Origin of the sequence: Cesiribacter sp. SM1 (assembly GCF_020178975.1) — a bacterium.
Taxonomy (GTDB): Bacteria; Bacteroidota; Bacteroidia; order Cytophagales; family Cyclobacteriaceae; genus Cesiribacter.
On record NZ_JAHXBU010000045.1, the window covers coordinates 41,497 to 60,388 of the forward strand.

The 18,892-nt window shown below is 48.2% G+C and carries 22 protein-coding genes; 12 read left to right on the top strand and 10 right to left on the bottom strand.

What is annotated here, in order from left to right; translation table 11 throughout:
• Nucleotides 1–28: 28 nt before the first annotated feature.
• From KWJ01_RS09385 to KWJ01_RS09415, 7 genes are all read left to right on the top strand, one after another.
• Complete coding sequence (locus tag KWJ01_RS09385; protein ID WP_224996175.1) at nt 29–1,081, top strand: LLM class flavin-dependent oxidoreductase; 1,053 nt, start codon at nt 29–31, stop codon at nt 1,079–1,081.
• A gap of 90 nt (nt 1,082–1,171) precedes the next feature.
• Nucleotides 1,172–1,738, top strand: coding sequence for a Crp/Fnr family transcriptional regulator (locus KWJ01_RS09390; RefSeq protein ID WP_224996176.1), 567 nt, complete (start codon nt 1,172–1,174; stop codon nt 1,736–1,738).
• A gap of 77 nt (nt 1,739–1,815) precedes the next feature.
• Nucleotides 1,816–2,322 carry a cupin domain-containing protein gene (locus KWJ01_RS09395; RefSeq protein ID WP_224996177.1) on the top strand — a complete coding sequence of 169 codons (507 nt, stop codon included), beginning with the start codon at nt 1,816–1,818 and terminating at the stop codon, nt 2,320–2,322.
• 70 nt (nt 2,323–2,392) lie between these two features.
• Nucleotides 2,393–2,908: a hypothetical protein gene (locus tag KWJ01_RS09400; RefSeq protein ID WP_224996178.1), complete on the top strand. Its 516-nt coding sequence runs from the start codon at nt 2,393–2,395 to the stop codon at nt 2,906–2,908.
• A 12-nt stretch (nt 2,909–2,920) separates the two neighbouring features.
• Nucleotides 2,921–3,376, top strand: a complete 456-nt coding sequence (locus KWJ01_RS09405) for a cupin domain-containing protein (protein WP_224996179.1) — start codon at nt 2,921–2,923, stop codon at nt 3,374–3,376.
• Between the two features lie 150 nt (nt 3,377–3,526).
• The gene (locus KWJ01_RS09410; RefSeq protein WP_224996180.1) at nt 3,527–3,715 is read left to right on the top strand and encodes a hypothetical protein; all 189 of its coding nucleotides are present in this window, start codon (nt 3,527–3,529) and stop codon (nt 3,713–3,715) included.
• Nucleotides 3,705–4,379 (top strand): VOC family protein, encoded by a 675-nt coding sequence (locus KWJ01_RS09415; protein WP_224996181.1) that lies wholly within the window; start codon nt 3,705–3,707, stop codon nt 4,377–4,379. Before KWJ01_RS09410 ends, KWJ01_RS09415 begins: the two co-directional genes overlap by 11 nt.
• 39 nt (nt 4,380–4,418) lie before the next feature.
• On the opposite strand, the gene KWJ01_RS09420 is transcribed toward KWJ01_RS09415, so the two are convergent.
• The 5 genes from KWJ01_RS09420 to KWJ01_RS09440 form a co-directional block, all read right to left on the bottom strand.
• Complete coding sequence (locus KWJ01_RS09420) at nt 4,419–6,638, bottom strand: xanthine dehydrogenase family protein molybdopterin-binding subunit (RefSeq protein WP_224996182.1); 2,220 nt, start codon at nt 6,636–6,638, stop codon at nt 4,419–4,421.
• A 1-nt stretch (nt 6,639) separates the two neighbouring features.
• The gene (locus KWJ01_RS09425; protein ID WP_224996183.1) at nt 6,640–7,629 is read right to left on the bottom strand and encodes a xanthine dehydrogenase family protein subunit M; all 990 of its coding nucleotides are present in this window, start codon (nt 7,627–7,629) and stop codon (nt 6,640–6,642) included.
• Nucleotides 7,626–8,126: a (2Fe-2S)-binding protein gene (locus KWJ01_RS09430; RefSeq protein WP_224996184.1), complete on the bottom strand. Its 501-nt coding sequence runs from the start codon at nt 8,124–8,126 to the stop codon at nt 7,626–7,628. Before KWJ01_RS09430 ends, KWJ01_RS09425 begins: the two co-directional genes overlap by 4 nt.
• Nucleotides 8,127–8,402: 276 nt before the next feature.
• A complete protein-coding gene (locus KWJ01_RS09435) occupies nt 8,403–8,816 on the bottom strand; it encodes a DUF6691 family protein (RefSeq protein WP_224996185.1) in 414 nt (137 codons plus the stop codon).
• A 12-nt stretch (nt 8,817–8,828) separates the two neighbouring features.
• The gene (locus tag KWJ01_RS09440) at nt 8,829–9,395 is read right to left on the bottom strand and encodes a YeeE/YedE family protein (RefSeq protein ID WP_224996186.1); all 567 of its coding nucleotides are present in this window, start codon (nt 9,393–9,395) and stop codon (nt 8,829–8,831) included.
• A 135-nt stretch (nt 9,396–9,530) separates the two neighbouring features.
• Between KWJ01_RS09440 and KWJ01_RS09445 the strand changes: the two genes are divergently transcribed.
• Nucleotides 9,531–10,082, top strand: coding sequence for a DUF2243 domain-containing protein (locus KWJ01_RS09445; protein WP_224996187.1), 552 nt, complete (start codon nt 9,531–9,533; stop codon nt 10,080–10,082).
• A 36-nt stretch (nt 10,083–10,118) separates the two neighbouring features.
• Complete coding sequence (locus KWJ01_RS09450; protein WP_224996188.1) at nt 10,119–10,952, top strand: cytochrome c oxidase assembly protein; 834 nt, start codon at nt 10,119–10,121, stop codon at nt 10,950–10,952.
• A gap of 88 nt (nt 10,953–11,040) precedes the next feature.
• Here the strand turns inward: KWJ01_RS09450 and KWJ01_RS09455 are convergent, their stop codons facing one another.
• Complete coding sequence (locus KWJ01_RS09455; RefSeq protein ID WP_224996189.1) at nt 11,041–12,387, bottom strand: rhodanese-like domain-containing protein; 1,347 nt, start codon at nt 12,385–12,387, stop codon at nt 11,041–11,043.
• Between the two features lie 117 nt (nt 12,388–12,504).
• Nucleotides 12,505–13,305 carry a sulfite exporter TauE/SafE family protein gene (locus KWJ01_RS09460; RefSeq protein ID WP_224996190.1) on the bottom strand — a complete coding sequence of 267 codons (801 nt, stop codon included), beginning with the start codon at nt 13,303–13,305 and terminating at the stop codon, nt 12,505–12,507.
• Nucleotides 13,306–13,810: 505 nt separating this feature from the next.
• On the opposite strand from KWJ01_RS09460, the gene KWJ01_RS09465 reads away from it, so the two are divergent.
• On the top strand, nt 13,811–14,428 hold the full coding sequence (locus KWJ01_RS09465) for a TlpA disulfide reductase family protein (protein WP_224996191.1): 618 nt from the start codon (nt 13,811–13,813) through the stop codon (nt 14,426–14,428).
• 113 nt (nt 14,429–14,541) lie between these two features.
• On the opposite strand, the gene KWJ01_RS09470 is transcribed toward KWJ01_RS09465, so the two are convergent.
• Nucleotides 14,542–14,928 carry an STAS/SEC14 domain-containing protein gene (locus KWJ01_RS09470; RefSeq protein ID WP_224996192.1) on the bottom strand — a complete coding sequence of 129 codons (387 nt, stop codon included), beginning with the start codon at nt 14,926–14,928 and terminating at the stop codon, nt 14,542–14,544.
• A gap of 388 nt (nt 14,929–15,316) precedes the next feature.
• Nucleotides 15,317–15,955 (bottom strand): Crp/Fnr family transcriptional regulator, encoded by a 639-nt coding sequence (locus tag KWJ01_RS09475; protein WP_224996193.1) that lies wholly within the window; start codon nt 15,953–15,955, stop codon nt 15,317–15,319.
• Nucleotides 15,956–16,185: 230 nt separating this feature from the next.
• On the opposite strand from KWJ01_RS09475, the gene KWJ01_RS09480 reads away from it, so the two are divergent.
• On the top strand, nt 16,186–16,434 hold the full coding sequence (locus KWJ01_RS09480) for a DUF4377 domain-containing protein (RefSeq protein ID WP_224996194.1): 249 nt from the start codon (nt 16,186–16,188) through the stop codon (nt 16,432–16,434).
• 456 nt (nt 16,435–16,890) lie between these two features.
• A complete protein-coding gene (locus tag KWJ01_RS09485; RefSeq protein ID WP_224996195.1) occupies nt 16,891–17,586 on the top strand; it encodes a hypothetical protein in 696 nt (231 codons plus the stop codon).
• Between the two features lie 80 nt (nt 17,587–17,666).
• Here the strand turns inward: KWJ01_RS09485 and KWJ01_RS09490 are convergent, their stop codons facing one another.
• The gene (locus tag KWJ01_RS09490; RefSeq protein WP_224996196.1) at nt 17,667–18,830 is read right to left on the bottom strand and encodes an acyltransferase; all 1,164 of its coding nucleotides are present in this window, start codon (nt 18,828–18,830) and stop codon (nt 17,667–17,669) included.
• Nucleotides 18,831–18,892: the final 62 nt, after the last annotated feature.

The window sequence follows — 18,892 nt, forward strand, 5'->3', positions numbered from 1 at the left end:
ATCTTAACAAGGAAAATTCAGCTTCAGTATGGAAATAGGCATTTGCACTTTCGCCGATGTTGGCACACATCCGCTAACGAAAGAAACCATTGCTCCCTATCAGCGCCTGCGTAACCTGATGGAAGAAATTGAGCTGGCCGATCAGCTGGGGCTGGATGTATTTGCCGTAGGCGAACACCATCGTCCGGATTACGCCGTCTCCACACCCGCAACTATTCTGGCTGCAGCAGCTGTGCGTACGAAAAACATCAGGCTATCGAGTGGGGTAACAGTTTTAAGCTCCGATGATCCGGTACGGGTATTTCAGCAGTTTGCTACGGTAGATCTGCTCTCTGGTGGCAGGGCTGAAATTATGGCCGGACGTGGTTCGTTCATAGAATCTTTTCCACTCTTTGGCCAGGACCTGAAAGATTACGATACGCTCTTTTCCGAAAAGCTCAGAATGCTGGTAGAGCTTAACAAAGGGGAAAAGATAAGCTGGCAGGGAGAGCATACTCAGTCTATCAACAACAGGGGAGTGTACCCGCGCCCCCACCAGGAAAAACTACCCATCTGGGTAGCAGTAGGCGGCACACCAGAATCGGTGGTAAGGGCAGCTGAATATGGCCTGCCCATGACCCTTGCCATTATTGGCGGCATGCCTGCACGTTTTGCACCCTTTGCGCAGTTATACCGGGAGGTATACGAGAAAGCCGGGCACGATGGTAGCAAGCTTCAGTTTTGTGTAAACTCACACACATATATTGCAGACACCTCCCAGCAGGCCCACGATGAGTTTTACCCGCCTTATGCAGAAGTAATGGGACGGATAGGCAGGGAAAGAGGCTGGTCGGGCATGAACCGGCAACAATTCGATGCCTCCACCACCAAGCAGGGCGCTCTGCTGGTGGGTAGCCCTCAGCAGGTAATCGATAAGATTCTCTACGAATATGAATTATTTAAGCATACACGCTTTCTGGCGCAAATGAGCATTGGTGCACTGCCACACAAACAGGCCATGCGGACCATTGAACTGCTGGGAACAAAGGTAGCGCCGGAGGTAAAAAAATATACTTCTGGCAAAGGAGCGGAGACAAAGTAATTTGTTGCACCCGAGCCCTGCTTTTATTAATTTGATTCCAGAACAGGCCTCCAGTCCCGCTGCTTCGCAGCAGCACATCTCCAGAATCTGATGAGGGTCATCGATAACATAGAAATAGTCATTCAGCCTACGTCTGAAGAAAAAGCTGCGCTCGAGAAAATGCTTCGCCCAAGGCTGCTGGCGAAAAATGAACTATTTCTGAAAGAGGGAGAAGTCTGCACTACTATTGGTTTTATTGAACAGGGAAGCGCAAGACTTTTTTACATAGTAGATGAGCGGGAGATTTCTAAAGATTTCCTGTTTGAAAATGCAATTATCGGGTCATTTGCCAGCTTTTTCTCGCAGCTACCTTCTTCCCTGAATGTAGCAGCCCTTGAAGAGACCCATATCCTGGAAATGGACTATCGGCAGGTAATGTACCTCTATGACCATTATCCCGCCTGGCAGAAACTGGGAAGAATTATTGCCCAGGATCAGTTTATAAGATCAGAAAGAAGGGAGGCATCCCTCCTTAAAGATTCACCGGAGCTACGCTACCTAAGCCTGATCGAAGAGCACCCCAAAGTATTCAAACGTGTTCCCCTACACTATATCGCCAGTTACTTAGGCATTACCCCGGAAACCTTAAGCCGGTACCGGCAAAAATTTAAACATTAGGCTGCTTCTTGATTTTGATCAAGTAGGTTTAGCGCTGCATGTAGTTGCTTTGCTTAAGAATTAACTAAAGGCACAACATGCAAGCACATACCCCTGCCGGGCAGTTGCATCCTACCGATCAGCTGCTCGTTTTTACAAACCTCTTTACTTTTCATGCTACTCAGGCCAGTACAAACGGAACCTACGCTGTTTTTGAGGAGGGCGTGCCGCCATTGGGAGGGCCTCCCCCACACACCCATCCCGATGAGGAAGTTTTTTATGTTTTAAGCGGCGACTTTGAATTTGTGTTACACGATCTAACCAAGCCTTTTAAAGTAGCGCGGGGTGAGGTAGTACAGATCCCCTCTAATGCACTGCACACGTACAAAAATGTTGGGCAATCTGTGGGGAAACTCCTAACCATTATCTCTCCCGGAAACCTGGAGCAATATTTCAGGGCTATTGGCACTGAAGTAAAGAGCAAAGAAGAAATGCCTGATTTAAACCTGCCGCCAGATCTTGCTAAGCTGGACCTGGCAAAGGCTTTTGCTATCGCAGCTGATCACCAGGTGCATTTTTACCTGCCAGCATTTATCAAAAGCTAAACTTGCCTTTTAGAGGCAGCCTGCCCAGCATGCCTTGCTTATCACGGGATAACAAATTCTTTTTTTCATCATGCGCTCAACAAACAAAACAAATAATTCTTATTTTTATCCTGCTTTTTCAGCTGTAACAGCCGCTAAATCCACAAAACCTGTGATTGTTATTGATAAAATAAAAAATGCCGACAACCAAGTTTATGCGGTGATCAGCTACGAGCCGAACAGAAATTACCTGCTCATGAAGTGGATTGGCTATGCAACTGAAGAACAGGTTAAAATTGCTTCGCTGCGGATGCTCGACTGGCAGCGGCAAAATGGCATCAGGCTGGGTTGTAAGTTTCATGTGCATGACACCAAGGAGCTGGAAAGTGCCTGGGCCGGCCTTGTGGATTGGATCAATAACGACTTCTTTCCCCTGAACCATCAGTATGGCCTGAGGTATAACATCAGCTTGCTGTCACCTGATCTTTTCTCAAAGTTGTCGTCGCTGGCACTTTCTAAAAAGCATAATGTAAAAGTGCCCACTGTTTTGTGCGAAACTCTCTCACAGGCAGAAAAGTGGCTTACAGAAAAATATAATGAACTATAAACTTTTACGATCATGCTGTATGCAGTTCAGTCCCGCATGCTTGAGAAAGGAAGCATCATTGGCCCGGAACATGGTGCCAGTAAAATATTCCGGGAGCGCGAAAGACATAAATCAGGATTTTTTGTAGGTCTGCACTCCCACCAGGGAGATGAATCTTTTGAGGTACTTGAAGGGAAAATCAGGTTTACGGCTGCCGGTGAGCAGAAGGAATGTGGGCCGGGCTATGTAGTGTTTATTCCCGCAGGTGTGGAACATGGATTTTATGTAGTTGAAGATGCTTGTCTGGACGTTTTCTCAGAGCAAAAGATGGGCTTGTTTATTAAGGTGATGGATGGTGACGGAAGCTTCCGTACAGAGGAGGTGTATGTTGAAAATTTTCCATCAAGCAGAAATCCTCCTCCCGGACAAACATACACCAGCAGGGAGCATGTTCGGAAGCTCTATCAGACAACCAGGCATCTGCTGTAGCACCAAACTGTAATAACAGCTGTATAGCTGGGTTAAGAATGGTAACCCTGCCTCCTGCCAAGCCTGAAGCCCTTAAAATCATTTTCCATACCCAAAGGTTGAAGTATCATTTTCTACAACCATATCGCGTATACCTGAACCAGCAGTAATATGAATAACGCTGACTTTTCAAGACAAATGGTTTATGCATTGTCTGCCCTGGCGCTTGCCAGTAAACACTGTAGCAGGAACAGTGCAGACAGGCATAACGGTAATGAAAACGCCAAAACGGTAGTACTCCTGGATAAAAAGGCAAGAGTACAATTAGCCAGCCTTAGAACTGTAAGCAATGATAATTAAGGAACTTACCCTCAATACCAGCAATATAAAGGCTACTATGCACTTCTATGGCAGCTGTCTGCAGCTACCGCTTATCGATCAATCAGTAGATAAAGTTTCTTTTGCCATTGGCGCTTCAATCCTAAGCTTTACCAGAACGGATGAGAAGCCCTTTTACCATTTTGCATTTAACATTCCCTGCAATCTCTTAACCGAAGCCCTGGAGTGGGTAGAAGCCAGAACCACAATCCTGTCTTTTTCTGAAAACAGTAGGCTGGGAGATTTTACTGGCTGGCGTGCCAAGGCCTTCTATTTTCACGACCATGAGGGCAACATTGCAGAATGCATTGCCCGCTTTGATTTACCAGGAAAGGCCGCAGCTACTGGCTTTGATCAAAACTCTTTCCTGAACATTAGTGAAATTGGGCTGGTAGTAGACGATGTAGCAGCTGAGGCTGAAAGCTTCAGCAGTCAATATCAGCTACCCTACTTTTCAAAAGGTCCCAAGTTAGCTGACTTTATGCCCATGGGCGACGATGAAGGTCTCTTTTTACTGACTAAAAGTGGCAGAGGCTGGCTGCCTACAGGCAGGGCTGCCGAAAAGCATGAGGTACAGCTGCGCTTCCGGCAGCATAACAAAGATTTCGAACTAAACCTGAAAAAAGAAGGGGTACTGCCCAGATAAAAAGCAGCACCCCGGCAAAATCATTGCCTTGAAGAATTTTTACACCAGCTTATCCAGGGTTATGGGCAAATCCCTTACCCTTTTTCCTGTAGCATGGTAAATAGCATTGGCAATGGCCGGTGCTACACTTACAATGCCAATTTCCCCCAGTCCTTTGGCACCTATGGGATTTACAATCTCGTCCTTTTCCTCTACAAAGATCACCTCCACATCATGTACATCGGCATTAACCGGCACATGGTATTCGGCCAGGTCGTGATTCATAAAGCGGCCGTACTGGTTGTCCATAACCGAGTATTCTTCCATGGCCATGCCTATGCCCCATACAATTCCGCCCAGGATCTGGCTACGGGCAGTTTTAGGATTCAGGATGCGCCCACCGGCAATAGCACTTACCACCCGGGTCACTTTTACCGTACCCAGGTCTTCGTCTACCTTTACCTCTACAAAAACAGCCGAATGGGAGTAGCGGGAGTAATTTTCCTGCTCATCCGATGGTTCTGAATCAGCCTCTGCCTGCAGACTTTCAGTTTTATTTCGGCTGAGAATTTCAGTAAGGGCAATTGCTGTGGATGAGTTGTTTTTCAGGTGCATCCGCCCGCCTTCAAACACTACCTCCTCTATTTTTACATTTTTGAAGGGAGAACCTTCTATTTCCTGTGCCAGCTCCAGCAACTTTTCTCCAAGCTTGTTGCATACCTTTTTAACGGCCGAACCAACCGACGAGGCCGTCCAGGAGCCCCCTTCCAGTGGCGCTTTGGGAAGTGATGAGTCTCCAAGCTTAAACTCAACTTTATCCAGCGCTAAGCCCAGGCTCTCTGCCGCAATCTGGCTCATGATGGTATAGGTGCCGGTGCCTATATCACCGGTGGCGCTGCTTACGGTTAGCTGCCCGTTAAGGGCCAGCACTGCTTTGGCACTAGCAGGTTTTTGGGTTGCCTCCCAGGCACCATTGGCTACGCCCCAGCCAATAAGCTGATGGCCCTCCCGCATGGAGCGCGGTGCCTGCTTTCGGTTTTTCCAGCCAAACTTTTCAGCCCCCTGCCGGTAACACTCCCGCAGCTCTTTGCTGGAAAATGGCTTATCTTCAATCTGATCCTTTTCAGCGTAGTTCTTCAGCCGGAATTCCATGGGGTCCATGCCTACTTTGTAAGAGAGCTCATCGATGGCGCACTCCAGCGCAAAAATACCGGTGGTACCGCCGGGGGCACGCATATCGAGCGGGGTATACACATCCAGCCCTACCAGTTTGTGGCTTAGCTTTACGTTGTCGCAGTTGTAGAGCACGCCAGGCCATATAATTACATCTTCGGAATAATCTTCAAAGCGGGAGGTTTCAGCATAAGCTTCGTGTATGACTGCCTGCAGTTTACCATCGGCAGAGGCGCCAAGAGACAACCGCTGCACCGTTTTTGGGCGGTGCCCAAAGGAGAACATCTGCGGACGCGTAAGTACTACCCGCACCGAACGTTTTAGCTCCAGTGCAGCCATTACGGCCATAAACAGCTGGTACTGCGGGCGCAGGCCCGAGCCAAATGCGCCTCCCACAAAAGGAGAGAGCACCCGTACCTCTTCTTCCTTGAGCCCGAATATGCCCATCACATACTTCTGGCTGTTAAGTGCTCCCTGAATTTTATCATAAACGGTTATCCGCCCATCTCCTTCCCAATGCACCGTAGAGGCATGCATTTCAATTGGATTATGGTGCTGGCTGGGGTGCGCGTATTCTTCTGTTATTGTATGTGCTGCGTTTTTCAGGGCTTCTTCCGGCGAGCCCCAGGGCTCTGGTGGCGGAGTAGACTTATACTCTTCCGGCTCGTAGGCATACGGGCGTTGCGCTGCAAATTTTGTTTCATGTGGCGCCTGCTCATACTCCACTTTTACCAGGGCTGCTGCATACAGGGCAAGCTCATAGGTTTCAGCAACTACCAGGGCAATGGGCTGCATGTTAAACTGCACCTGGTTGTTGTAGAGCGGCCGGAAAGGAGAACCCGGAGGCGCATCCATATCCTGGTAACTCTTATCGTAATATGCAAGCTTTGTTCTGTTCTCATGTGTAAAGACCTGCAGCACACCCTCCAGCTTAAGTGCCTCACTGGCATCTATGGATTTAATGGTTCCCCTGGCAATGGCGCTGTTAACTACCACACCATAAGTAAGGTCGGGCACACTGAATTCTGCCGCATACCTGGCCTGGCCTGTTACCTTCTTGCGTCCATCGACGCGGTTCTTTGGTTTTCCGATTACCTCTGATGCCATCTTACTCCTCTATTTTAGCGGCCGTCATAAGCGCACGCACAATAGAGCGCCGGGCCAGTTCAATTTTAAATGTGTTGTGTTCAAAGCCCTTAGCGCCCTGCACATAGGCATCGGCTACAGGCTGAAAGTTCTCCCTGCTCGCTTTCTTTCCCCGGAGCATGGCTTCTGCTTCGGGCCTGCGCCAGGGCTTATGTGCCACACCACCCAGGGCAATGCGTGCTTCCCTGATAACACCACCTTCTATCTCAAGTCCGGCAGCAACGGAAACCAGCGCAAAGGCATAGGAGGCACGGTCGCGGTTTTTCAGGTAGGTAAAGTGTTGGGCAAAACCCTGTGGTGGCAGTTCAATGGCGGTAATAATTTCGTTTTCGCCCAGGTTGGTATCTTTCTCCGGTGTGTTGCCCGGCAGCCGGTGTAAATCTGAAATGGGTAACATGCGCTCTCCCTGCGGACCTGTTACCAGAATCCTGGCATCAAGGGCTGCAAGACCAACTGCCATATCTGATGGATGCGTGGCAATACAGTGTTCGCTATGGCCCAAAATGGCGTGGTTGCGGTTGTAGCCGGAAATGGCAGAGCAGCCCGTACCGGGTTCGCGCTTGTTGCAGGCGGTATCGGTATCGTAAAAATAGTAGCAGCGGGTGCGCTGCAGCAGGTTGCCGGCATCGGTAGCCTTGTTCCTAAGCTGTGCTGTTGCGCCCGCCAGTATGGCATGCGATAGCAGCGGGTATCGTTTTTCCACCTGCTCATGGTAAGCTGTATCGGCATTGGTTACCAAGGCTCCTAACCGGAGGCCGCCTTCGTCTGTCTCTTCAATGGTATCCAGGGCCAGGCGGGTAATATCCACCAGGTGCCGGGGCTTCATCACATCAATTTTCATAAGGTCCAGCAGGTTGGTGCCCCCTGCTATAAACCTGGCTTCGCTGTTTGCCCTTATATCAGTTACAGCGGCAGCTACATCTTTTGCCCGGGTGTAGGTAAATGGTCTCACGCCTGCTGACTCCTTTCCAGTGCTTCCTGCACCACTTTTACAATATTGCTGTAGGCACCGCAGCGGCAGATGTTACCACTCATCAGGTCACGTATATCATCCACAGTTTTGGCTTTCCCCTCTTTGATCAGGCCTATGGTGGAACAGATTTGGCCGGGTGTGCAATACCCGCACTGGAAAGCATCATGATCGATAAAAGCCTGCTGCACCGGGTGCAGTTCATCTCCCTGTGCCAGCCCTTCTATGGTGGTAATTTCGGAACCATCGTGCATCACTGCCAGCGACAGGCAGGAGTTAATGCGATTGCCATCGAGCAGAATAGTGCAGGCACCGCACTGGCCCTGATCACAACCTTTTTTGGTTCCGGTTAATTGCAGGTGCTCCCGCAGCAGGTCCAGCAGGGTGGTCCAAACCTCTACCTCCAGTTGCTGTTCCGTTCCATTGATCGTAAGGCTGATCTTTTCTTTAGAAACAGAAGCTGTTGTATTTTTTTCCATAGGAACTTATGAAATTAGATAGCAGATGAACAACTGAAAAGGTGGTCCGGGAACCAGAAAACAGGCCTGGTATCATGGCAGTTATAAAAGAATGATCCCACGGATGAACACGATTAATTCATCTGGATTAAAAGTTTGAACCTGAATACCTGCTGAAGGTTTGTTAATTTTCAGAAAAAGCTTTTTGCTTCTCTTCTACCACAGCCTTTGGGCAAAAAAAACAGGGCTCAAAAGAGCCCTGTACCTGCTGCTGAATATCGAAAATGAGTGTTTGCTCTAATGCGGAAGCTTTTTTCTTATCAATCCATAGGTAAAGGTACCCAGCAAGGCACTGGCCAGTACTACCAGTACTACGCTAAAGCCACCACCAATGAGTGTGTACATAGGCCCCGGGCAGGCGCCCGTCATGGCCCAGCCTAAGCCAAAAATGGTGCCACCAAACAGGTAGCGGGCTATGCTCATGCTTTTGGGTGAAAAGGCAATGGGCATACCCTCAGTAGATTTTATTCCAAACCGCTGGATGAGAGCAACACCGATCACCCCCAGCAACACAGCTGAGCCTATAATGCCGTACATGTGGAAGGCATCAAAACGGAACATCTCATAAATCCTGAACCAGGAAATTACCTGGGCTTTGGTCATGATAATGCCAAAGAATACACCAATTAGCAGAAAACGTATATATCGCACTTTAAGATAGGTTTAAAGTTGCAGAATGAGGGGTAAGAGCAGGTGGGTCATCAGCAGGCCACCGATAAAGAAGCCTACTACTGCAATGAGAGAAGGCAACTGCAGGTTGCTTAAGCCACTAATTGCATGGCCAGAAGTACAGCCCCCGGCCCAACGGGTGCCAAAGCCTATAAAAAAGCCTCCCACAACCAGGAGTATAAAGCCACGCAGGGTAAAGAGGCTTTCCCAGCTAAAGATCTCTGCCGGTAAATATTGCTCGCCGGGATTGCTGATGCCCAGCTCCTGCAATTTCTCTACTGTGCCCTGCGCCAGAGGAATAGGATCGGGCTGCTGCAGCCAGGTGGAGGCAATAAAGCCCCCAATCACCATTCCGCCCACAAAAACAAGGTTCCAGACCTGGCTCTTCCAGTCATAATCGAAGAAATCGCTCAGCTTGCCGGCTCCGCCTATGGCACAGGCGGTGCGAAGCGTAGAGGATACTCCAAAGTTCTTACCAAAGAAGAGCAGTAAAAACATGGTTAAGGCAATCAGTGGCCCCGCTACATACCAGGGCCAGGGTTGACTGATGAATTCTATCATAATAAAGGGACTTGTTGCTGTTGATACAGATGTAAATGTAATAGCAGATGGCTTACATGCTTCAATTCTTTTGCAAAGGTACCCTCCTCCCCCCACTTCTTCAGTGATTTTTATCACACTGCCGGGTGCATAGCAATGCAGAACTGCAGGCAGAACAATTGGCGGAAAAGAAGGTTTGCTTATGCAAAAGACTTTGGCTGCGGTACCGTGCTATTAGAAAACAAGCCTTCTCCTAACCACTCCCGCTCGCTGTGGGTAGCCCTGCTGATCGGGGCCTGCCTGATGGCAGGCATCGATGAAATTGTCTTTCACCAGCTGTTGGCATGGCATCATTTTTACGACCAGTCTACGCCTGCTATTGGTCTTTTGAGCGACGGGCTGCTGCACGCGGCAGAGCTCATAGGCCTGGTTGCAGGCTTCTTTATGTATGCTGATTTGCGCCGCAGCCACAGCCTGGCCCCTCGACGGGCCTGGGCGGGCTTCTTCATGGGCATGGGCGGCTTCCAGATTTTTGATGGCATTGTTGATCATAAGCTGCTGCGGGTACACCAGGTACGCTATGGTGTTGACAACCTTTTCATTTACGATCTGCTGTGGAATCTTGGGGGGCTTATCCTGCTCCTGATTGGGGTATGGCTGCTGGTTAAAGCCAGATCTGCAACTGCTCCACAGCAGGCAAATACTTAAGCCTCCCTGTTGTAATATTTACAAATCTCAAACCAGATGCAGGAACACTATTCAGCCTATAACAGCCCCTCTTTCTGGATTCCCAATGCAATCCTGCTTTTGGTGTTGCTGCTCTACCTGATGGCTGTTGTGCGGCAGTACCAGCAGGGAAAAAGCTGGAGTGGCTGGCGTACTGCAGGCTTTTGCAGTGGCATTGCCCTGTTGATCTTAGCCCTGTGGCCTCCCCTGATGCACTACGGGCATCAGAACCTGGAGGGGCACATGATACAGCACCTGCTTATAGGCATGCTGGCACCGCTTGGCCTTGTGCTGGCTGCTCCTCTTACCCTGGTACTGCGAACACTTAACCCTCCTACCGGGCGCAGGCTCACGGCGGTTTTAGGCAGCAGGCCCTTTCATTATGTAAGCCACCCGCTAACAGCGCTGTTGCTGAACATTGGCGGCATGTACCTCCTTTACCTTACCCCTTTGTATGGAGCCATACAGCACCACCCTTACCTGCACTGGGTACTGCACCTGCACTTTTTACTTGCCGGTTACCTGTTTGTGTGGGCAATAGCAGGCCCAGATCCTGCTCCGCGCCGCCCGGGCCTGCAGCTGCGCTCCATTGTGCTGTTCATTAGCGCTGGTGCTCATGCTTACCTTAGCAAGGCTATGTATGCCTATGAGTTTCCCCGAAACACCCACCACAGCCTGGAGGAGATACAGGCAGCAGCCAAGCTGATGTACTATGGCGGAGATCTTGCAGAGCTGCTTTTAGCAGTAGCATTCTTTTACACCTGGTACAAGGCAAAGGAGCGGCGCTCTAAAACCATTCAAACTGCAGGGGTATCTGTACCACAAATTTTTACAGGGTACACAGCTAAATAACCCAGGCACTGCCTGATGGACTACACCTTTGATTATTTAACAGCAGACAAATAAGAAGGCACCCCTGCAAAAGCTGCCTTCTTGAGCTTTATGCATACTGGTGTTTAAGTTCAGTCACTGCTTCACCCATATCCAGCACCTCTACCGGGAGCAGACTCTCCAGGATGCTGCTGCCTGCTGCAGAACGGTAGCCGCCTGCACAATGCACCACTACCGGCTTATCTGCAGGAATTTCTGCTGCTCTTTCACGTAGTTCAGGCAAAGGAATTGTGATCGCACTATCAAAAAAATTTCCTCCTCTGGTTTCGCCTGCATTGCGGATATCCACAATGGTGTACCCCTCCTGGTTTGCCTGGAAGGCTTCCTTGTTAAAGGTACTGCTTGTACTACCTCCCTGCCTGTCGTAGACAAAAGCACCTTCAATCAGCTGCTCATAGCCTATTTTCGCTGCTTTCTGAATAAGCTCCTCCAGTACAGCTTCAGAGCCCGCTACCAGGTAGTACTTTTCTTCAGGAGAAACAATACTGCCCAGCCAGGTTTCAAACTTACCGCCGTTCTGAATGTTGATGGAGCCCCTGATATGCCCTTTCTTAAACTGCTCCTGCGGGCGTGCATCAATCACCAGGCTACCGGCTGCTGGTTCATGGTTTCTCTCCAGCTTTTTCACTTCCGCCAAGGAAGGCTGAAAAGCAGGCGCTCCATGTTTGTTAAGGGCTACACTATAACCAAAGTATTTTGGAATAAAGGGCTGATCCTCCAGCAGCACCTTTACAAATGCCTCTTCTGATTGGGGCTGCAGGGCATAATTTCCCGTTTTCTCTGCCCCTATGGTGCTGCTCTGCGCATCGCTAAGTGTCTTGCCGCAAAGTGAGCCTGAGCCGTGAGCCGGGTATACCAGCACCTCGTCGGCCAGCTTCATCAGCTTATCCCGGGTGCTGTGGTACATCTGGCGGGCCAGCTCTTCACGCTTTGCTGTTAGGTTTCCGGCCTTTTCCCTTAGGTCCGGACGACCCACATCGCCAATGAACAGGGTATCACCCGTAAATACGGCTATGTCTTTACCCTCTACCTCTGCCACAATGCTGATGCTGTCGGGCGAGTGTCCGGGCGTATGCAGGGCCTTTAACTTTAGCTCCCCAAGCTCAATAATATCGCCTTCATCGTAAGCCTTGTGCGGGTAATCGGCTGCCACCAGGCTGCTGACATAAATGGTTGCCGCTGTACTTTGGTGAATCTCCAGGTGAGCACTTACAAAATCGGCATGCGGGTGCGTTTCGATAACGCCTACAATCTTTGCGCCCTCGGCTTGCGCATACTGGTAATAAGGCTGCGGATTGCGCGCAGGGTCTATCAGCACGATCTCTTTTTTAGCTTCGCTTAAGATAGCATAGCTGAAATGGGCCAGCCCTTTGTCTTCAAATTGCTTTATTTTCATGATCTTATTGTAGTTCCTTTTAAGTACAGCCTAATTTAGTTTAAGTACAGCCTAATTTAGTAGTTAAAAGTAGCGCAGTCAGTGACAGATGTCACACGGCAGCGCTCCTTACCCCTGCTAGAGAAACAGCTCCTTTGAAAGAATGTAAAGCGCCATAAAGAGCACAAACCAGCCAAAGCCTTTTTTAAGGTGGCTGCCATCTATTTTTGTGGAAAGCCAGCTACCAATAAAAATACCCCCCAAAGAAAGCGTTGTAAAAAGGAGCATGAAAGGCCAGTCTATGGGCTGATTACCAATATCGCCAAGAAAGCCGATGAGCGATTTCACGGCAATGATGAGGAGCGATGTGCCCACGGCCATCTTCATGGGGAGTTTAGAAAGCAGCACCAGTGCCGGGATGATCAAAAAGCCACCTCCTGCTCCTACAATACCCGTTAATGCACCTACAATGGCGCCCTCCAACGCAATCAGCGGATAATTGTACTTTACTTTCCCCTCTTTTTCCACTGCTCTGCCATTGTTTCGTATCATCGAAAAAGCTGCCGCAAGCATGATCAGGGCAAAGAAAACCATGATCCCGGTGTTTCTGGTGAGTGTAAAATCTCCTGCCATGAACAGCTTTTCCGGCATGGCAGGCACCAGAAATTTTCGTGTCAGGTAAACAGCAATAAAAGAGGGTGTGGCAAAAACAGCTGCTGTTGTATAATTTACCAATCCTTTTTTCATAAAAGAGAAGGAACCAGCCAGTGAGGTTGCTCCTACTACAAAAAGAGAATATGCTGTAGCCAGTACCGGGCTCACGTTTAACAAATAAACCAGCGCCGGTACTGTCAGGATAGACCCCCCACCCCCGATCAGTCCTAGGCTAATGCCTATGACCACGGCAGACAGCCATCCAAAAATTGTTAGTACTTCCATGTTTGGATCAAATTACGGTACAAAAGTACCGCAGGCCTAAGCCCTGTTCAGTGCTTTTTGTCACACAAGCGCTGCTTGAACCACCCTACTAAGCCCTGCCAGACAGTGCAGCTTGTGTGACTTTTGTCATAGCAGCTCCCTTTTTTCTCTGGCAGTTTTGATATACCCAAAACACAAGACCCATAAGCAGCCAATCACCTGTGCCAGTTGAGCGGCATAATTAGTTCTTTAATTAAACTATTGCAGCATGTAGAGCAGAAAAAAGAATGTGATTACAGGGAGCACTGTGGATGGCACTAACAAAGCCAAAACATTAACGACTACACAAATACCTGAAAATCAACATACAACCAAGCCAACAGAAAGCTACAAACCTAATTCCGTCTGGCCAATGGTTAATATTTTATCAACAGGCACAGACATATATCACCTAAGCGTTGTATTATAGAGATCAAAAAAAACACTCCGCTGCAGTAAGGCACTAATTACAACAGAAGCAAACAACATGAGCAAAGTAAAATTATCTTTCAAAACTATACCCGGCTGGGCAGTAATGCTGATCATCTTTGGGTTGCTGTATGCAACCGGCCTACATACCGAGGCCATTGGCCAGGTGCAGCGCCTGTTGTTGGCAACGGGTATCAGAAAAGCCGAAGTGCCCAGTGCAGAATCCGTAACCAGCCAGGCTGCAGCATCCGAAACAAATGATATTGTTGGCGCGGGTTTTAAGATGGTGGACATGGAAGGTAAAACCCTTGCATTCGAGAGCCTGAAGGGCAAAGTTATTTTCATGAACATCTGGGCTACCTGGTGCCCGCCCTGTGTTGCAGAAATGCCAAACATTCAGAGTCTGTACGATAAAGTAGGTTCAGACAAGATTGCATTTGTAATGCTCTCCGTAGACCAGGGCAGCATGAAAAAAGTAAAGAAGTTTGTTGACCGGAAAGGCTTTACTTTCCCTGTTTATATGCCGGCCAGTCAATTACCGGAAGAGTTTTACACACAGGCCATACCCACTACATTTATTATTTCGCCCGAGGGTAAAATTGTAGCCCGGCAGGAGGGCATGGCCGAGTACGATACAAAAGAGGTGCGTGACTTTCTGGAAGACCTTGCCAATTAACCAAAGAAGGGAAAATAATTATCATTTCAATGCAGAATTAATTACAATAAAGGGGTCCGGGAAAAATTTCCCGGACCCCTTTATTGTAAGGCCTGAAAAACTCCTTATGCTCCTTATGCCTGGGCAATCAGCCATTCCATGGCTTTATCTTTATCATCGAAGTACTGAATCTGGTACGCGCTTGCACCATTTGCAAAATTCTGTGCCGAGGCTTTTACAAAAACATTGGCGGGCAAAACAAAAGCCTGGGCCTTGATGCCATTTTTCACCAGTTGCACCGCTTTTTGGGCTGCATAGTCAGTGTCTTCTTTCTTCACGATTGCCCCGGTAGAAGAATCTGCCAGAATATATGCAGCCTTCTTTTGTATGAAATAATAGACGGTTTTATCAATTGCTTCCCTGAATAGCTCGGAGCTACCAAATCCTTTCCAAACCTGGGTAAGCACCCGTGAATTTTCATCGAAATCGATCCTGATAATTGGTGATTCCCACAATTTCATAAGCTGATGATTTATTTTCCTGATGGTTTGCAGCCTGGGTTGGTTAAGAGATGAGGCTGCTTAAATTCAGCTATAAATATATTACCGATACAGGATACTATTTCAGCTAAAAATACCAATTAATTACGTATCAGCCATGAAGGTGAACAACCCCGACCACACCTGCAACTCATTTAATATCAGCCGCTTATCAAACAACATAAAAAGATGGCATAGGTAGTAACCTATACCAGCAATGGCCATTCATTACCTGCTGTGGCTCCAGCATAAAAAAAATATCTAATGCCAGAAAGAGTTCTTACAGGAAGCAACTCCGCATAACATGTTCTGAAGCGTGATACTATTACTAAAACCAGCAGCTATTGAAAAGCAGTAGATAACAGCTGGCTTAGGTGAGAAACTCCTCCAGCCCATCCCGTACATATACAACATTTCTGCCCAGTTCCACCAGCTTTCTGTTCTCGAGCTGCTTTAATAGCCTTGATATAACCTCACGGGAGGTGCCCAGCTCGCTTGCAATTTCCTGGTGGGTCATGGAAAGCTCATTTGATTTTGACTGCCTGGTTTTTACAGACAGGTATCTGAGCAATCGTTCATCCATTTTCCTGAAGGCAATATCGTCTATGGCCCTAAACATGGCCTGAAATCTTTTCTGATAGGTGAGCGCCACAAAATCCTTCCATTGCCTGAACTCGTCCGTCCATTCCTCATGCTTTCTGGCAGGCACAGCCAGAATGCTGGTGTTTTCTTCTGCCACTGCCTTCACCTCACTGGGGTTCATAACACTACAACAGCTTAAAGAAACCGCACAAGTCTCGCCGCTTTGTATGTAGTAAAGAAACAGTTCATGGCCCTCTTCATCTGTCCGGAGCACCTTAATACTCCCTTCCAGCACCACCGGCACCATCTTAATATACTGCCCGGGGGCTATGATCACCTCTCCGGCTCCGAACTCCATGATCTTTGCATGCTGCTGTATAGCATCCAGCAGCTGAGGGTCTGTTATATGCGGTAGCTTTATATCCATATCAGTAACTGAAGGGCTCTTTGAATAAAAACACACAGTTGCACTTTCTTTCTGCTGCTACACCAAATTAACAGAAAAAGTTAAGCAACAGAACCAACCATAGAGCTGTACCAATGGTCTTACCCTTAAAGCTAAAAACATAAATGAAAAAGGTCTATTACCTGTTTTTCCTTCTTTTGTTCTGCTTTTCATGCGAAAAAGCAGATCCAGATCATAGACTTGTTCTTAGAGTGAAGGACAACAAAGTAAATTGTTCCGGCTATGAAGGTCAGACGGACTGTTACCTTGTTCAGGAAGGAAGCCTGATTGGAACCGACGAATGGAATTACTTCTACGAACAGATAGAAGGTTTTAACTATGAAACAGGCTTTATTTACGAATTGCTGGTAAATAAGCGAAAGGTTAAAAATCCGCCAATGGATGCTCCAAACGTGAAATACACCCTGGTTAAGATTCTCTCAAAAGAAGAGGTGGAATAAGCTCCTTATTATTGTACTTGAGCATACCAGGCCTTTTGTAAACACAAGCCTGTTTCCATGCTACTCTTCTGATCTGAAGATAAGGAAGTAAGAAAGCAGGGTTTAGCTTAGCACAATTTTGCTCCGCTGCCTGCTATCTACATTTTCAACTACCACTTATCGACAACAGCACAATAAAATTTGTAAAGCAATAACCGTGATTTCTGCACAAAAAAATAGCTGATCCAAACAGGGAGTAGAAGCTGCACAAATGAACCTTTTTTTCTATCTTTCTTATGGGTTACATTCTCTACCACATCGCCGGTACACCTACTCCGCTGGCAGAATAGATGTTTTGTTACACCTTGAGGATATTACAAAAATTTTGCCTGGCTTCAGGATAACAAGCAGAGCCCTGATTACCTCCTTAAGACCATGTAAAGGAGGCGCACTCTTTCACCCTTAACAACAATAGTTATGTTTATTGGTCATTTTGCTGTTGGCTTTGGCGCCAAACAGGCACAGCCAACAATATCTTTGGGCACACTCTTTCTGGCAGCACAGTGGCTTGACCTGCTTTGGCCTACCCTGCTGTTACTGGGTGTAGAACAGGTAACGATCAGTCCGGGCATTACGGTAGTGAACCCGCTTGATTTCACCCACTACCCCATTTCTCACAGCTTGCTGATGGTAATGGTATGGAGTATGCTGTTTGGGCTTGGCTATTGGCTGCTGAAAAAGAACAGGATTGGTGCAGTTATTCTGGGCCTGTGCGTGCTTAGCCACTGGCTGCTGGATGTAATTATGCACCGCCCCGATCTGCCGCTATATCCAGGCGACGCACCCATGCTCGGCCTTGGCCTCTGGAACTCTCTCTGGGGCACCATCCTGGTAGAGGGCTTATGCTTTGCTGTTGGCCTGGCCCTATATATCAGAGCCACGCGTGCTAAAAACAAAAAAGGCATTTTTGGGCTGTGGTCTCTGGCCGCTTTCCTGGTGGTTATTCAGTTTGGGAACCTCTTTGGTCCGCCTCCACCTGATGTAGCAGGTATTGCCTGGGCCGGGCATTTACAGTGGCTGTTTGTTTTATGGGCATACTGGATTGACCGAAACAGAGTGCCTCTTACAAAAGACAAGGCAGTAAACAAAGGCGTATTGGCACACAGTGCCTAAGCAACAGATACAGCCAGCTGTTGGGATCAACCCCTCGTTTTTAGATATTCGTCTGGGGTGTACCCCAGACTAATATTATATTAAGCTGCCAGGCTTCTTTCTTTTGCTGCAACTGGTTTTGCCTGCATTGGGGTAACCGCTTTCATACCAAACGGCACCCGCAGTATGTTTATTTTCATGATCACACAGCGTATCAGCAGGTAACATACCAAAAAGGTTAGCACTACCAACAGGCTGAATTTTATAAATACAGGCCAGGGCAGGTCTTTTATGAAGTATCCCAAAACTACTATTACCGTCTGGTGCAGGATGTAAAAAGGATACACCATTTCGTTTGCCATTTTAAGATGGGGCGACGCAACAGCAAGATAGCGGATGGCAAAGCCCAAAATGCTTAAAAGCCACAACCAGCGGTTTGCAGATTTTATCAGGTAGTAGACCTGCAGCTCATATCCTGCCGGATCTGCATCGGGCAGCCAGTAATTTATGTAAAGTACCGCTGTTAGTCCTAAAGCCAGTGAAAGGCTGTATAGCCGGATGTCCCTGATCTTCTCCTGCAGCAGGCTGGAAGAAATAAGAATAAAACCAGCCAGAAAGATGCTCACGTACAAAAAGTGGTTGGCCCAGTCATCAATCAGGGCATTGGTAGCAGGAAAGTGGGGGCGCAGCAGCATCTCTCCCAAGCCCAGCCACAGCGAGGGCAGCAGAACTAACATCCAGCTTTTTACCCCCTCCAGCCGCAGCGGGTGGCGGCACAGATAGCCAAGCAGCGGCAGCAGGAGCAGGCTATAGGTAAATATGTAAGCCAGGTACCACAGATGGTGCCAGCTAAAGTTCCCTTCCGGGTAGGGCTGAAAGCTGAAAATGCTTAGATAAAATGCTCCATACCCAAAGCTTTGCCCCTGCGCCAGCCTTTCTACATATACCTGTGGCGGAACCACCAGCAGCATTCCCGCCAGAAGCGGCAGCAAAATGCGTTTAAAGCGATCTTTGGCAAAGGTGAGGGAATCGCGAAAACCCATGGCCAGGTAAACGCCCACTCCCGAAATGAGGAATATAAGTGACATACGCCACTGGCTTAAAAACAGCATGGGCCATTCCAGGGTCTCGCTAAGCACATTGTTTTTGATATGCCAGTTCCAGCTGACGAAGAACATGCCGGTGTGGTAAAAAATAAGGAGTGAAAAGGCCAGTACCCTTAGCCAGTCAAACTCGTAACGCCTGATTTTTTGTAGTGGTGCCATCTGCTTTTTTTCTTACAAAAGAAGGCACCCAAAGGGGCTGATGTAAACTTTACCGGCCGGCC